The sequence below is a fragment of the Shinella sp. M27 genome, from assembly GCF_049199905.1.
Taxonomy (GTDB): Bacteria; Pseudomonadota; Alphaproteobacteria; order Rhizobiales; family Rhizobiaceae; genus Shinella.
Genome location: NZ_JBLZPK010000007.1, coordinates 197761 through 211091, shown reverse-complemented (window position 1 = coordinate 211091; position 13331 = coordinate 197761). Strand labels below are relative to the sequence as shown.

At 63.9% G+C, this 13331-nt stretch carries 13 protein-coding genes and 1 pseudogene; 8 read left to right on the top strand and 6 right to left on the bottom strand.

The window, feature by feature from the left end; translation table 11 throughout:
• Together ACOZK4_RS02150 and ACOZK4_RS02145 are read right to left on the bottom strand one after the other, a co-directional pair.
• Positions 1-128: pseudogene (locus tag ACOZK4_RS02150) on the bottom strand (RNA 2',3'-cyclic phosphodiesterase); the annotation flags it as partial.
• A gap of 82 nt (positions 129-210) precedes the next feature.
• Complete coding sequence (locus ACOZK4_RS02145) at positions 211-855, bottom strand: arylesterase (RefSeq protein ID WP_421590149.1); 645 nt, start codon at positions 853-855, stop codon at positions 211-213.
• A gap of 59 nt (positions 856-914) precedes the next feature.
• Here ACOZK4_RS02145 and ACOZK4_RS02140 point away from each other — a divergent pair, with 59 nt between their 5' ends.
• From ACOZK4_RS02140 to ACOZK4_RS02130, 3 genes are all read left to right on the top strand, one after another.
• On the top strand, positions 915-1628 hold the full coding sequence (locus tag ACOZK4_RS02140) for an ABC transporter ATP-binding protein (protein ID WP_421590148.1): 714 nt from the start codon (positions 915-917) through the stop codon (positions 1626-1628).
• Positions 1625-4177 (top strand): ABC transporter permease, encoded by a 2553-nt coding sequence (locus ACOZK4_RS02135; protein ID WP_421590146.1) that lies wholly within the window; start codon positions 1625-1627, stop codon positions 4175-4177. Before ACOZK4_RS02140 ends, ACOZK4_RS02135 begins: the two co-directional genes overlap by 4 nt.
• Positions 4178-4363: 186 nt before the next feature.
• A complete protein-coding gene (locus ACOZK4_RS02130) occupies positions 4364-5107 on the top strand; it encodes a Bax inhibitor-1/YccA family protein (protein WP_313527505.1) in 744 nt (247 codons plus the stop codon).
• Positions 5108-5211: 104 nt separating this feature from the next.
• Here ACOZK4_RS02130 and ACOZK4_RS02125 read toward each other — a convergent pair whose 3' ends face one another.
• The 3 genes from ACOZK4_RS02125 to acnA form a co-directional block, all read right to left on the bottom strand.
• Positions 5212-5586: a DUF2794 domain-containing protein gene (locus ACOZK4_RS02125; protein ID WP_313527503.1), complete on the bottom strand. Its 375-nt coding sequence runs from the start codon at positions 5584-5586 to the stop codon at positions 5212-5214.
• Positions 5587-5931: 345 nt separating this feature from the next.
• The gene (locus ACOZK4_RS02120; protein WP_421590174.1) at positions 5932-6645 is read right to left on the bottom strand and encodes a DUF1223 domain-containing protein; all 714 of its coding nucleotides are present in this window, start codon (positions 6643-6645) and stop codon (positions 5932-5934) included.
• 202 nt (positions 6646-6847) lie between these two features.
• A complete protein-coding gene (gene acnA / locus ACOZK4_RS02115) occupies positions 6848-9541 on the bottom strand; it encodes an aconitate hydratase AcnA (protein WP_313527501.1) in 2694 nt (897 codons plus the stop codon).
• Between the two features lie 267 nt (positions 9542-9808).
• On the opposite strand from acnA, the gene ccmA reads away from it, so the two are divergent.
• From ccmA to ACOZK4_RS02090, 5 genes are read left to right on the top strand one after another with little or no spacing between them, the layout of a single operon-like run.
• Positions 9809-10450, top strand: a complete 642-nt coding sequence (gene ccmA / locus ACOZK4_RS02110; RefSeq protein WP_421590145.1) for a heme ABC exporter ATP-binding protein CcmA — start codon at positions 9809-9811, stop codon at positions 10448-10450.
• Positions 10451-10493: 43 nt separating this feature from the next.
• Positions 10494-11153 (top strand): heme exporter protein CcmB, encoded by a 660-nt coding sequence (gene ccmB, locus ACOZK4_RS02105; protein WP_421590143.1) that lies wholly within the window; start codon positions 10494-10496, stop codon positions 11151-11153.
• Positions 11154-11213: 60 nt separating this feature from the next.
• A complete protein-coding gene (locus ACOZK4_RS02100) occupies positions 11214-11975 on the top strand; it encodes a heme ABC transporter permease (RefSeq protein ID WP_421590142.1) in 762 nt (253 codons plus the stop codon).
• Positions 11972-12139 (top strand): heme exporter protein CcmD, encoded by a 168-nt coding sequence (ccmD, locus tag ACOZK4_RS02095; protein ID WP_421590140.1) that lies wholly within the window; start codon positions 11972-11974, stop codon positions 12137-12139. Before ACOZK4_RS02100 ends, ccmD begins: the two co-directional genes overlap by 4 nt.
• Entirely contained in the window at positions 12136-12750 is a 615-nt protein-coding gene (locus ACOZK4_RS02090; protein WP_421590138.1) for a DsbE family thiol:disulfide interchange protein, read from the top strand. The genes ccmD and ACOZK4_RS02090 overlap by 4 nt, the downstream gene beginning before the upstream one ends.
• Before the next feature lie 9 nt (positions 12751-12759).
• On the opposite strand, the gene ACOZK4_RS02085 is transcribed toward ACOZK4_RS02090, so the two are convergent.
• The gene (locus ACOZK4_RS02085; protein WP_421590136.1) at positions 12760-13272 is read right to left on the bottom strand and encodes a SixA phosphatase family protein; all 513 of its coding nucleotides are present in this window, start codon (positions 13270-13272) and stop codon (positions 12760-12762) included.
• Between the last annotated feature and the right edge of the window lie 59 nt (positions 13273-13331).

Below are 13331 nucleotides of genomic sequence, written 5' to 3'. Positions count from 1 at the left end.
ATGAAACGCAAGGTGATGTGGAAATTCTCGACGTCGATCCAGCGGGCTCCGGGAAGGCCGCCTCTCAGAAGCGAGAGGCTCATCGCCGCGGTGCGCGGCACTTCGAGGGCAACGAAAAGTCTCGGCATGGCGACTTCTCCTGACTGGAAAGTAGTGTCAGCGAATCATGCGGCGCCTTTTTAGGCAACCCTTATTTCGCACCCGCAAAAACTATTCCCCGGCCGTGACCGCCTTGAGAAAGGCCTCCGCCGTCGGCAGGATCTTCGCGACCATCACATCGACACCGGCCGGATTGGGATGCATGCCGTCGTCGATCTGCAGGTCGGCCTGGGCGGCGACGCCATCCAGAAAGAACGGATAGAGCGCAACACCGTGCTTTTCGGCCATGCGCTGGTAGATGCCGTTGAAGCGCTTCTCGTAGTCCGCGCCCATATTGGGCGGCGCGAGCATGCCGGCGAGCAGAACGGCGATGCCGCGCTCCTTCAGCCGCGTCAGCATGGCGTCGAGGTTCTTTTCCGTCTCCTCGGGCGCGATGCCGCGCAGCGCATCATTGGCGCCGAGTTCGAGGATCACGCCCTTCGTACCATCAGGCACCGACCAGTCGAGCCGGGCAAGACCGCTGGAACTGGTATCGCCGGACACGCCGGCATTGGCGATCTCGACGTCGTAACCCTTGGCCTTCAGCGCGGCCTCCAGCTTCACCGGAAAGGCATCGGATGCGGGCAGCTGGTAGCCGGCCATCAGGCTGTCGCCAAAGCCGACGAGCTTGATCGGCTCCGCAAAGGCCGAACCTGCGGATAACAAAGCTGTGATTGCAAGTGAGATGAAAAAGCCGAGCGCCGCTTTAAACGACATGATGCTGATCCTAGATTGCCGGTATTCCAGTTTATCCCTCCCATATAGGGCAGAATTCCTTGGCCAAAACCATCATCGACCTGAAAAAAGCCGATCTCACTCTCGGACAGGCCGCCGCCTCTGTCCATGTGCTGAAAGGGATCGACCTTGTCATCGATGCGGGTGAATCGGTCGGCATCGTCGGCCCCTCGGGCTCCGGCAAGTCAACGCTTCTGATGGTACTGGCCGGGCTGGAGCGGCTGGACAGCGGCGAAATCCACATCGACGGTGCGGGCCTGCATGGCATGAACGAGGATCAGGTGGCGGATTTCCGCGGCCGCAACATCGGCATCGTCTTCCAGTCCTTCCATCTCATTCCCAACATGACGGCGCTGGAAAACGTCGCGGTGCCCTTGGAGCTTGCCAATGTGCGCGACGCCTTCGAGATCGCCCGGCGCGAGCTGACGGCCGTCGGCCTCGGCGAGCGCCTGTCGCATTACCCCGGCCAGCTCTCGGGCGGCGAGCAGCAGCGCGTGGCGATCGCCCGTGCGCTCGCGCCGGCGCCGAAACTGCTGATCGCCGACGAGCCGACCGGCAATCTCGACACCGAGACCGGCCGGCAGATCGCCGACCTGCTCTTTTCCAAGCAGGCCGAGCGCGGCACGACGCTGGTGCTGGTGACACATGATCCCTCGCTTGCCGCCCGCTGCGGCCGGCAGGTCGCCATGCGCTCCGGTGAGATCGTTTCGGGCGCTGCGCCGCTGCGCGCCGTCGCCACGGCGGTGCCGGCATGAGGATCGGTGGGATCCTGCGGCAGTTTCCGCTGGCCTTTCGCCTGGCGCTGCGCGAGATGCGCGGCGGGCTGAAGGGCTTTTACATTTTCCTCGCCTGCATAGCGCTCGGCACGGCGGCGATCGCCGGGGTCAATTCGGTTTCGAGCGCCATCACCCAGGCCATCGCTTCGCAGGGGCAGTCGCTGCTGGCGGGCGATGTGCGGTTCGAGTTCAACAACCGTTTCGCGACGCCGGAGGAGCTGAAACATTTCCAGTCGCTGGGCGATGTTTCCCTGTCCTCCGGCCTGCGCTCCATGGCGCGCCTGCCCGACGGGTCGGACCAGACGCTGGTCGAGGCCAAGGGCGTCGATGGCGCCTATCCGCTTTACGGCACGCTGGAGACCGTGCCGCAGCGGCCGAGCGCCGAGCTCTTCGCCAAGCAGGGTGACGCCTATGGCGCGGTCGTAGCACCCCTGCTGCTCGACCGGCTCGGCGTCGCTATCGGTGATGAGGTGCTGCTCGGCACGGCGAAGCTCAAGATCACCGCGACGCTGGTGCGCGAACCTGATTCCGTTTCGGAAGGGTTTGGCTTTGCACCGCGCCTCATGCTCTCGGAAGACGCGCTGACGGCGAGCGGCCTCGTGCAGACCGGCAGCCTCGTCGAAAACGCCTATCGCGTGCGGCTTGCCGACCAGGGCCTCTCGCTCTCCAAGGTCCGCACCGATGCCAACAAGGCGTTTCCGAAAGCCGGCTGGTCGATCCGAACGTCGAACAGCGCCGCGCCCTCGCTGACGGCCAACATTACCCGCTTCTCGCAGTTCCTGACGCTGGTCGGCCTCACCGCGCTGATCGTCGGCGGCGTCGGCGTGGCGAATGCCGTGCGGGCCTATCTCGATTCCAAACGTTCTGTCATCGCCACCTTCAAGTGCCTGGGTGCACCGGCCTCGCTGGTGGCGCTGATCTATCTCACGCAGATCGCGCTGATCGCCGCCGTCGGCATCGCCGTCGGCCTCGTTGCCGGCGCGCTGATGCCGATGGTCGCGATGCGCTTCCTCGACGGCGTGCTGCCGGTGCCGGCGGAAACCACGCTCTATCCCTCAGCCTTGCTGCTCGCGGCTGTCTTCGGCCTGCTGACGGCGCTGGCGTTTGCCATCCTGCCGCTCGGCCATGCCCGCGAAGTGCCGGCGACGGCGCTGTTCCGCGAGCAGGGTTTCCAGAAAAGCCGGCTGCCGAGCTGGCCCTATCTTTTGGGCGCGGTACTGTTTCTCGCAGCGCTTGCCGGCCTTGCCATCATCACGGCCTATGATCGCTACATCGCCATGGTCTTCCTCGGCGCGATCGCCATCGCCTTCGTCGTGCTGCGCGTCGTCGCCATGCTGATCACGATGCTGGCGCGGCGTAGCCCGCGCGTCAATTCGCCGTCGCTGCGCCTAGCCATCGGCAATATCCATCGGCCCGGCGCGCTCACCGCCTCCGTCGTGCTGTCGCTCGGCCTCGGCCTTGCGCTGCTCGTCACGCTGACGCTGATCGATGGGAACCTGCGCCGCGAACTCACCGGCAACCTGCCGGAGCGGGCGCCGAATTTCTTCTTCGTCGATATCCAGGGCAGCGAGCTCGACGGGTTCCGCGACGTGCTGAAGAGCAACATGCCCGACGGCAAGATCATCGAGGTGCCGATGCTGCGCGGCCGCGTGATGGAACTGAACGGCGTCGATGTCGCCAAGATCAAGGTTCCCCAGGGCGGCCAATGGGTGCTGCGCGGCGACCGCGGCATCACCTATGCCAAGCGCGTGCCGGAAAACTCGACGCTCGCCGAGGGCGAATGGTGGCCGGAGGATTACACCGGCGAACCGCTCGTCTCTTTCGCCGCCGAAGAGGGCAAGGAACTCGGCCTGAAGATCGGCGACACCGTGACCGTCAACGTGCTCGGCCGCAACATCACGGCGCGCATCGCCAATTTCCGCACCGTCGAGTGGGAATCGCTGTCGATCAACTTCGTCATGGTCTTCTCGCCCAACACATTCGCCGGCGCGCCGCATGCCTGGCTGGCGACGATGATCGACCCCAAGGCCAGCGCCGAGCAGGAGGCCGCAACGCTGAAAGCCGTCACCAACGCCTTTCCGACGATCACCACGGTGCGCGTCAAGGATGCGCTCGATGTGGTCAACGAACTGGTCGGGCAGCTTGCGACCGCCATCCGCGCGGCGGCGGCGGTGGCGCTCATCGCCTCCGTGCTTGTGCTGGCCGGTGCGCTTGCGGCCGGCAACCGGGCGCGCGTGCACGATGCCGTCGTCCTGAAGACGCTGGGCGCGACGCGGGCGACGCTCATCCGCGCCTTCAGCTACGAATATCTGATGCTCGGGCTGGCCACCGCCATCTTCGCGCTTCTGGCCGGCGGTGTGGCGGCGTGGTTCGTGGTGAGCACGATCATGAAGCTGCCGTCGAGCTTCCTGCCCGATGTCGCCGTGATGACGGTGGTGACGGCCCTCGTCATGACCGTCGGGATCGGCCTTGCCGGCACCTGGCGCATTCTGGGACAGAAGGCAGCACCGGTGCTGCGCGAGCTGTAGAATCATAGGCCTGCGGCCTCCCGTCAGGGTCGCGGGTCTTGTGCGAGACACAATTCATGCGCATATTTACGTCAGGCAAGCTGGAGCCCACAGCGGTTGCCTGGATCCCGACGATGTTCCGGCAACGGAGCGAATAAGCGGGTGCCCGACACCGTACACATTTGGGGCTTTGACCAAGAGGAAAACATGGCTGATCTCCGCAACTACCAGACCCGAACGGCAACGGCCGGCGCCCAGGCCGGCGCCGTCATTGACCAGGGCCTGCGCAGCTACATGCTGCGGGTCTACAATCTCATGGCCTTCGGTCTCGCGATCACCGGTCTCGTGGCGTATTTCGCCTCGCAGGCTGCGATCGCCGATGGCCAGCTGACCGCGTTCGGCCAGGCGATCTACCTCAGCCCGCTGAAGTGGGTTGTCATGCTCGCCCCGCTGGCGCTGGTCTTCTTCCTGAGCTTCCGCATCCACACGATGAGCGTTTCCGCCGCGCAGGCGACCTTCTGGGTCTATGCCGGCCTGATGGGCCTGTCGCTGTCGTCGATCTTCCTGATCTACACGGGCGCCAGCATCGCGCAGACCTTCTTCGTCTCGGCCGCCGCCTTCGGCGCCCTGTCGCTGTTCGGCTACACGACGAAGCGGGACCTGTCCGCGATGGGCTCGTTCCTGGTGATGGGTCTGTTCGGCCTGATCATCGCCTCGCTCGTCAACCTGTTCCTGCAGTCGTCGGCGCTCGACTTCGCGATCTCCGCGATCGGCGTGCTGGTCTTCGCCGGCCTGACGGCCTGGGATACGCAGAAGATCAAGGAAATGTATTTCGAAGCAGACGACGCCACAGTGGCCGGCCGCAAGGCCATCATGGGTGCGCTGACGCTCTACCTCGACTTCATCAACCTCTTCCTCTTCCTGCTGCGTTTCCTCGGAAACCGCGACTAAGTAGAGAAGCCGAAGGGCTGAATGCGAAACCCCGCCTGAAAAGGCGGGGTTTTTGTTTGGGATAAAGAAATGACGACGCTCCGGCACGACGCCCGTGAGCTGGGTTACGTCTCGATGAGACGCAGGACCTTGTCGAAGACCTTCAGCACCTGCTTCAACTCATGGCCGCGCTTGAGGATCGTGCCGTGCTGGTTGACGACGCTGTAGGCGCCCTGTTTGGCGGCGAGCTTCGGATCCTTCTCAATGCGGTAGAGCGGCATTTCGCCGGAGCGTTTAAAGACGGAGAAGACGGCCTTGTCGCGCATATGGTCGATGGCGTAGTCGCGCCATTCACCCTCGCCGACCATGCGACCATAGACCCAGAGGATCGCATCGAGCTCGCGTCGATGGAAGGTTACGGGCAGCGGGTCCTTGCTGCTCCGGTATTCCCTGAGGTCGACCACGACATCGGACGCCTGCAAATCCGGCTGATCAGTCATCGAATCTCCGCACCTTTTCTGTGACGGCACGGTGACAGTGTGCCTGACCGGAGATGAAATGCAAGGCTGAGGGACAAGGCAAGGTGCCGGCTTTGCGATTTCGCAAAAATCCGTCCTGCCGCATTTCAGACAAACAGACGCCCAAATTTAAAGAGAGAGTTCGCCCGTCGCAGCCTGTCCCGGCCATCCGCTTCCCGCGGAAACCGGCCGATCCGGCGAGCGTCTGTCGAGGTTGCCCTGTATTCCGTTGCCGGCAGCTTCGTCCCGGTCCGGTCCGTCTCCTTCGAACCCTCAAGCCCCAGCCCCTCGAAGAAGCCGGACCGGATCTCCCCCAAAAAGGGGAGGTTATCGGGTCGCCTTTTCCCCGGTCAGCACCGTCGCGCCCAGAATGGCACCCGGCGTATCCGCCGTCTTCATACGCTGCAACAGGATGGCACAGCCACCGGCTTTCTTTTTCTTCTTCAGCATATCGGCGGGAAGTACGAGGTTCGTCTCCTTGCCTTCCCACATGCCGATCGTCTCCATGTCGGTGACGGCATGCCAGTAGTTGATCGTCTTGCCGCGGTTTTCACCGGTGTCGATGTTGATCGTGCGCTCACGCTCGAAATAGGCGATCAGGATATTGGCCTTGCCCTCGCCCGCACCAACCCGGATGCGCAGCTCGTCGTTCTTCACCTCGACATCGACGGGCACGTCGAGGCCCTTGCCCTCGGCGGGCATCGTTTCCATGCGGTTGCGGATGCCGGAAATGTCGGCGCCGTTGATGTGTTCGCGGCCGTTCAGCACGGCCTGAGGCGTATAGACGCCGTTGCGGCCGAACATGCGGGCATAGGCATATTGCCGGTCGGTATTGTCCTTGGAGGCGAGCGTGTCCGCCCAGCCGAGATAGTTCCAGTAATCGACATGGTAGGAGAGCGCCACGACCTTGCCCTCGCGAGCAAGCTGCTCCAGCGCCTTGTCGGCCGGCGGGCAGGACGAACAGCCCTGGCTGGTGAAAAGCTCGACGACGCCCTTGGGCTTGAGGCCTTCCTCGGCGGCAGCGGTGCTGGCCCCGAGCATCAGCAGGATCGCCAGACATTCCGGTCTATACAGTCTCGGCATGATCATTTCCAATGAAGCGCCGGCAAAGGCCGGCCTTTTGAAGCCTCATACGCCCTTGCCGCTTCAACAGGAAGTCACGATGGAGTGAGATTTTTGCCTTCTAAAACGGAAAATGCCGGAGCCAAAGGCCCCGGCATTTCAGATTTTAAGCCGACAGAGATCAGGCGGCGAGGTCGCGAAGAACGGTCTGCAGGATGCCGCCGTTGTTCATGTAGGTAACCTCGTCGAGCGTATCGATGCGGCAGAGCAGCGGAACGTCCTTCACCGTGCCGTCCGAGTAGGTGATCTTGGCGATCTTCTTCTCGCGCGGCTTGATGTCGCCTTCCAGGCCTTCGATCGTGACGATCTCGTCGCCCTTGAGGTCGAGCGAGGCCCAGGTCGTGCCGTCCTCGAAGACGAAGGGCACGATGCCCATGCCGACGAGGTTGGAGCGGTGGATGCGCTCGAAGGACTGCGCCACCACGGCCTTGACGCCGAGCAGGTTGGTGCCCTTGGCCGCCCAGTCGCGCGACGAGCCATTGCCGTATTCGACGCCGGCGAAGATGACGAGCGGAACGCCCTCGGCCTTGTACTTCATGGCCGCGTCGTAGATCGACATCTCTTCCTTCGAAGGATAGTGGATCGTGTAGCCGCCTTCCTTGCCGTTCGGGCCGAGCATGTGGTTGCGGATGCGGATATTGGCAAACGTGCCGCGCATCATCACTTCATGGTTGCCGCGGCGCGTGCCGTACTGGTTGAAGTCGGCAACGGCCACACCGTTATCGGTGAGGTAGGCACCGGCCGGAGACGCCGCCTTGATCGAACCGGCCGGAGAAATATGGTCGGTGGTGATCTTGTCGCCGAACAGGCCGAGGACGCGTGCACCCTCGATGTTCTTCAGGCCCGAGCCGGTCTTGCCCATGCCGACGAAATAAGGCGGGTTCTGCACATAGGTCGACTTGTCGTCCCAGGCATAGGTCTGTCCCTCGGGAACCTGCACGGCCTGCCAGTTCTCGTCGCCCTTGAACACGTCGGCATATTTCGCGGCGTAGAGCGCGCGGGTGACGTATTTCAGGATGAACTCCTGGATTTCCTGCGAGGTCGGCCAGATGTCCTTGAGATAGACCGGGTTGCCGTCCTTGTCTTCGCCGAGCGGCTCCGTCGTCAGGTCCTTCTGGACCGAACCGGCGAGTGCGTAGGCAACGACGAGCGGCGGCGAGGCGAGGTAGTTCGCCTGCACGTCCGGCGAGATGCGGCCTTCGAAGTTGCGGTTGCCGGAGAGAACGCCGGCAGCAATCAGGCCCTTGTCGTTGATTGTCTTGGAGATCGGCGCCGGCAGCGGGCCGGAATTGCCGATGCAGGTCGTGCAGCCGAAGCCGACGAGGTTGAAGCCGAGCTTGTCCAGATCGGCCTGGAGACCCGACTTGGCAAGGTATTCGCCGACGACCTGCGATCCCGGCGCCAGCGACGTCTTGACCCACGGCTTGGTCTTCAGGCCCTTGGCGACCGCATTGCGGGCGAGAAGGCCGGCGGCGATGAGGACCGACGGGTTGGACGTGTTGGTGCAGGACGTGATGGCGGCGATGGCGACGTCGCCATGGCCGAGATCGTAGTCGGTGCCTTCGACCGGGTAGCGGTTGGTCAGCTGGCCCGGCTTCTTGTAATCGGTGTCCATCGAGCCGGCGAAACCCGACGCGATGTTTTCCAGCGGGATACGACCTTCCGGACGCTTCGGGCCGGCCATGGCTGGCACGACGGCGCCGAGGTCGAGTTCGAGCGTGTCGGTGAAGACGAGGTCGGACCCGTCATTGTCACGCCACATGCCCTGCGCCTTCGAATAGGCTTCGACCAGCGCGATGCGCTGTTCTTCGCGGCCAGACATCGTGAGGTAATTGACGGTTTCGCCGTCGACCGGGAAGAAGCCGCAGGTCGCGCCGTATTCCGGGCCCATATTGCCGATCGTCGCGCGGTCGGCGAGCGTCATGTTGTCGAGACCGGGGCCGAAGAATTCGACGAACTTCGACACCACGCCCTTCTTGCGCAGCATCTGCACGACCATCAGCACGAGGTCGGTCGCCGTGACGCCTTCCTTGAGCTTGCCGGTCAGCTTGAAGCCGATGACCTCCGGCAGCAGCATGGAGACCGGCTGGCCGAGCATGGCGGCTTCCGCCTCGATGCCGCCCACGCCCCAGCCGAGAACGCCGAGACCGTTGATCATCGTCGTGTGGCTGTCCGTGCCGACACAGGTATCCGGGTAGGCGATGATTTCGCCGTCTTCTTCCTTGGTCCAGACCGTCTGGCCCAGATATTCCAGATTGACCTGATGACAGATGCCGGTGCCCGGAGGAACGACGCGGAAATTCTGGAACGCCTGTTGGCCCCACTTGAGGAAGCGGTAGCGCTCGCCGTTGCGCTGGTATTCCAGCTCGACATTGCGGGCAAAGGCGGTTGGGGTGCCGAATTCGTCGACGATGACGGAATGGTCGATGACGAGGTCGACGGGAACGAGCGGGTTGATCTTTTCCGGATCACCGCCGAGCGAGACCATCGCGTCGCGCATGGCCGCGAGATCGACGACGGCGGGAACGCCGGTGAAGTCCTGCATCAGCACGCGCGCCGGGCGATAAGCGATCTCGTTTTCGACCGTGCCCTTGTTGGTCAGCCAGTCGACGACGGAGAGGATCTGCTCCTTTGTGACCGAGCGGCCGTCCTCGAAGCGCAACAGGTTCTCAAGAAGCACCTTCATCGAGTAGGGCAGCTTCGAGACGCCGGTAAGCCCGTTCGCTTCGGCCTTGGGCAGGCTGTAATATACGTAGTCGGTGCCATTGACCGTAAGGGTCGAACGACAATTGAAACTGTCTAGGGATTTGGACACTTGATACCCCGTCTCGTCTGGCGCCAGAAAGCTGACGTACGAACGCCCGTGCGCTGTTGAAGCGCGTTATGGGATGCGGGTGCGGTCATTTCCGCTGTCCGTACGCGGAATTCATTCCGGTTCGGCGCTTGGATGAAATTCACGCCGACCGCTGGCGTGTTGCGGGGGTTATAGATAATTTCTAAGAAACGTTCCAGAGCGCCGAAGGGCAAATCGGGACAATTTTTTTGCGTTGCGACCAAGGTCGTAAAGGGAAAGTGAACAGTCATGCGGCTCGTCGCCGAAGGGTTGAGCGCCAGGCGCGGCGAAGACCTGATTTTCCAAGACATTTCCTTTGAAATCGCACGCGGCGAAGCGCTGGTCGTGAAGGGGCCGAACGGCTCCGGCAAGTCCACCCTGCTGCGCGTTCTGGCCGGCCTCCTGCCGGCCGAAAAGGGCACGATGAAACTCCTTGCTGCAGCGCAACCGGTGGAGCGCCTGAGCGAGGCCGCACACTATCTCGGCCATCGCAATGCGATGAAGCGGGAACTGACCGTCGAGGAGAATCTCGCTTTCTGGAAAGCCTTTCTGGGCGATTTCTCCGGCGGCGCCGGTGTCTCCGTCGATGAAGCCGCCGAATCGGTCGGCCTCGGCGGCATCGTCCATCTCCCCTTCGGCTACCTCTCCGCCGGCCAGCAGCGCCGCATGGCCATGGCGAAACTGCTGGTCGCCTGGCGCCCCGTCTGGATTCTCGACGAGCCGACCGCGGCGCTCGATGCCGCCGCCGAGGAGATGTTCGCCGGCCTCGTCACCGCCCACCTTTCCCGCAGCGGCATCGCGATTGCCGCGACGCACCAGCCGTTGGGGCTGGAAGGGGTGAAGGAATTGCGGATGACCGGGTTTGCGGGTGTGGTGGAGGAGGTTTGGTGATGGCCTTGCTTGTAGCTCCCCTCCTCTGCCCCGAGACCAGCGCATGATCGCCCTCCTCGCCCGCGACCTCAAACTCTCCGTCCGCGCCGGCGGCGGCGCCTTGATCGGCGTGCTGTTCTTCATGACCGTCGTTGCCGTCATCCCCTTCGGCGTCGGACCGGACCTCAATCTTCTCTCGCGCATCGGTCCCGCGATCCTCTGGATCGGCGCTTTGCTTGCCTCGCTGCTCGGCCTCGACCGGCTGTTCCAGGCCGAGCGCGAGGATGGTTCGCTCGATCTGCTTCTCATGCAGGAAACGCCGCTGGTGCTGACGGTTTTCATCAAATGCGTCGCGCACTGGATTGCGACCGGCCTGCCGCTCGTCATCGCCTCGCCACTGCTCGGCCTGTTCATGAACATGGACGAGGTGGCGATCGGCGCAACGACGCTGACGCTGCTCGCCGGCACGCCCGCCATCACCTTCATCGGCGCCGCTGGTGCCGGCATTGCTGTGGCGCTGCCGCGCGGCGGGCTGCTCGTCTCCATCCTCGTTTTGCCGCTCGCCATTCCCGTGCTGATCTTCGGCGTCAGCGCCGTCTATGCGGCGATCCAGGAGCCGGCGCCCTTCCTGCCGCCGTTCCTCATCCTCGTCGCGCTCAACCTGTTCTTCGCCGTCATCGGCCCCGTCGCGGCGGCTGCGGCACTTCGCCTTTCCAGCGACTGACACAAATGTGATTGCGGCAGATCAATTGAAGCCGGCGGGCTTCCGCGTTAAAGAACCATCATGAGCGAACCGAGCCTTGCCATCCGCAAATTCAGCGATCTCGCCAACCCGACGCGGTTTCTGGCGCTGGTCGCCACCGTCTGGCCGTGGCTTGCCGGGCTGACGCTCTGTCTGTTCGCGGTCGGGCTCTATCTGTCCTTCACCACCACGGGCGATTACCAGCAGGGCGAGACGGTGCGCATCATGTATGTGCATGTGCCGGCCGCCTGGCTCTCGATGATGTGCTACACGGTCATGGCGCTCTCGGCGCTCGGCACGCTCGTCTGGCGCCATCCGCTCGCCGATGTCTCGGCCAAGGCCGCAGCCCCTATCGGCGCCTGCTTCACGCTGCTCGCCCTCATCACCGGCTCGCTCTGGGGCAAGCCGATGTGGGGCACCTGGTGGGTTTGGGATGCGCGGCTGACCTCGGTCTTTGTGCTCTTCCTGATGTATCTCGGCCTGATCGCCCTCAACCGCGCCATGGACGACCCGACGCGCGCCGCGAAGGTCAGCGCCGTGCTCATCCTCGTCGGCTTCGTCAACATCCCCATCATCAAGTTTTCCGTCGAATGGTGGAATACGCTGCACCAGCCGGCAAGCGTCGTGCGCATGGGCGGCCCGACCATCGATCCGGAATTCCTGTGGCCGCTGCTGGTGATGGCGATCGCCTTCTCCATGCTGTTCTTCACGCTGCATATCCTGGCGATGCGCAACGAAATCCTGCGCCGCCGCATCGCCGTGCTGCGCCGCCATGCCGCCCGCTCGGCCGGAGATGCAGCATGAGCCACACCTTCTACGTCACGGCCTCCTATATCGCCGCCTTCGCCATCACCGTCGGCCTCATCGGCTGGGTCTTCATCGACCATCGCGGCCGCCATCGCGAACTGGAGCGCCTGGAAGCTGCCGGCATCCGCCGCCGCTCGGCGCGACCAGAGGAAACCCGATGAGCGAGAGCGAAGGCAATGCCGAAGGTGCGGGCACGCGCACGCGCCTCATCCTCGCCGCGCTGCCGCTGGCGATTTTTTTGGGCCTCGCGCTGATCTTCTGGACGCAGCTCAATTCCGGCCGCGATATCTCGGAAATCCCCTCCGCGCTGATCGGCACCAAGGCGCCCTTCCGCGACCTCGATCCGCTCGTCGGCGCCACACGGGATGGCGTGCCCGTTCCGGCGCTGACCAAGGACATCGGCAAGGGCAAGCTGACGCTCGTCAATTTCTGGGCCTCCTGGTGCGTGCCCTGCCGGCAGGAGCATCCTGTTATCCTCCAGCTTTCCAAGGATCCGCGCCTCACCGTCGTCGGCGTGAACTACAAGGACGGCGCCGAGAATGCGCTGCGCTTCCTCGGCGAGCTCGGCAATCCCTTCTCCGCCATCGGCCTCGACCCGGTCGGCAAGATGGCCATCGACTGGGGCGTTTACGGCATCCCGGAAAGCTACCTCGTCGGTCCCGACGGGACGATCCTCTACAAGCGCGTCGGGCCGTTCGACGAGAAGAGCCTCAAGAACGGGCTCTATCCGGCGATCGAAAAAGCGCTGGGAACGCCGGCACAGGCCGGCTGATCCCGCCTGTTACGGCAGCGTCTTCGGCGTCACGAAGGCGGCAAGCCGCCCGGCACCGGGCGCGACACCGGCCCATCGCTCCCCATCGAAGCGGATCACCGCCAGCCCGGCGGTCGGATATTTCGACCGCACACGCGCAAGCGTATCCGCGTCTCCGGCCGGCGCCAGCATCGCCGCCAGATCCTCGAAACCCGGATTGTGGCCGATGACGAGCAATGTGCCGCACTCCTGCGGCGCCGCATGGATGGCCGCAAGGATCGCACCCGGCTCCGCCTCATAGATCGAAGCGACGGTCTGCGACGGGCAGTCCTTGCCAAGCGCCGGCGCGACCAGCGCCCAGGTTTCCTGCGTTCGCCGCGCCGACGAGACCAGCGCGAAATCCGGCTCGAGACCCATCTCGGCCATATAGGCACCCATGCGCGGCGCATCGCGGCGACCACGCTCGGCAAGCGGCCGGTCGTGATCGGCGACGCCGTCGGGCCAGGCGGATTTTGCGTGTCGCAGCAGAAGAAGGGTTTTCATGGATAATTCCAGCCTTGAAACGAAAAAGGCCGGCATCGCGCCGGCCTTTCCGTTGTGAA

Bases quoted from the DNA above. Each gene is read 5' to 3' on its own strand.
- ACOZK4_RS02145 (WP_421590149.1), bottom strand. From the start codon at position 855: ATGTCGTTTAAAGCGGCGCTCGGCTTTTTCATCTCACTTGCAATCACA.
- ACOZK4_RS02135 (WP_421590146.1), top strand. From the start codon at position 1,625: ATGAGGATCGGTGGGATCCTGCGGCAGTTTCCGCTGGCCTTTCGCCTG.
- ACOZK4_RS02130 (WP_313527505.1), top strand. From the start codon at position 4,364: ATGGCTGATCTCCGCAACTACCAGACCCGAACGGCAACGGCCGGCGCC.
- ACOZK4_RS02125 (WP_313527503.1), bottom strand. From the start codon at position 5,586: ATGACTGATCAGCCGGATTTGCAGGCGTCCGATGTCGTGGTCGACCTC.
- ACOZK4_RS02120 (WP_421590174.1), bottom strand. From the start codon at position 6,645: ATGCTCGGGGCCAGCACCGCTGCCGCCGAGGAAGGCCTCAAGCCCAAG.
- ccmA (WP_421590145.1), top strand. From the start codon at position 9,809: ATGCGGCTCGTCGCCGAAGGGTTGAGCGCCAGGCGCGGCGAAGACCTG.
- ccmB (WP_421590143.1), top strand. From the start codon at position 10,494: ATGATCGCCCTCCTCGCCCGCGACCTCAAACTCTCCGTCCGCGCCGGC.
- ACOZK4_RS02100 (WP_421590142.1), top strand. From the start codon at position 11,214: ATGAGCGAACCGAGCCTTGCCATCCGCAAATTCAGCGATCTCGCCAAC.
- ccmD (WP_421590140.1), top strand. From the start codon at position 11,972: ATGAGCCACACCTTCTACGTCACGGCCTCCTATATCGCCGCCTTCGCC.
- ACOZK4_RS02090 (WP_421590138.1), top strand. From the start codon at position 12,136: ATGAGCGAGAGCGAAGGCAATGCCGAAGGTGCGGGCACGCGCACGCGC.
- ACOZK4_RS02085 (WP_421590136.1), bottom strand. From the start codon at position 13,272: ATGAAAACCCTTCTTCTGCTGCGACACGCAAAATCCGCCTGGCCCGAC.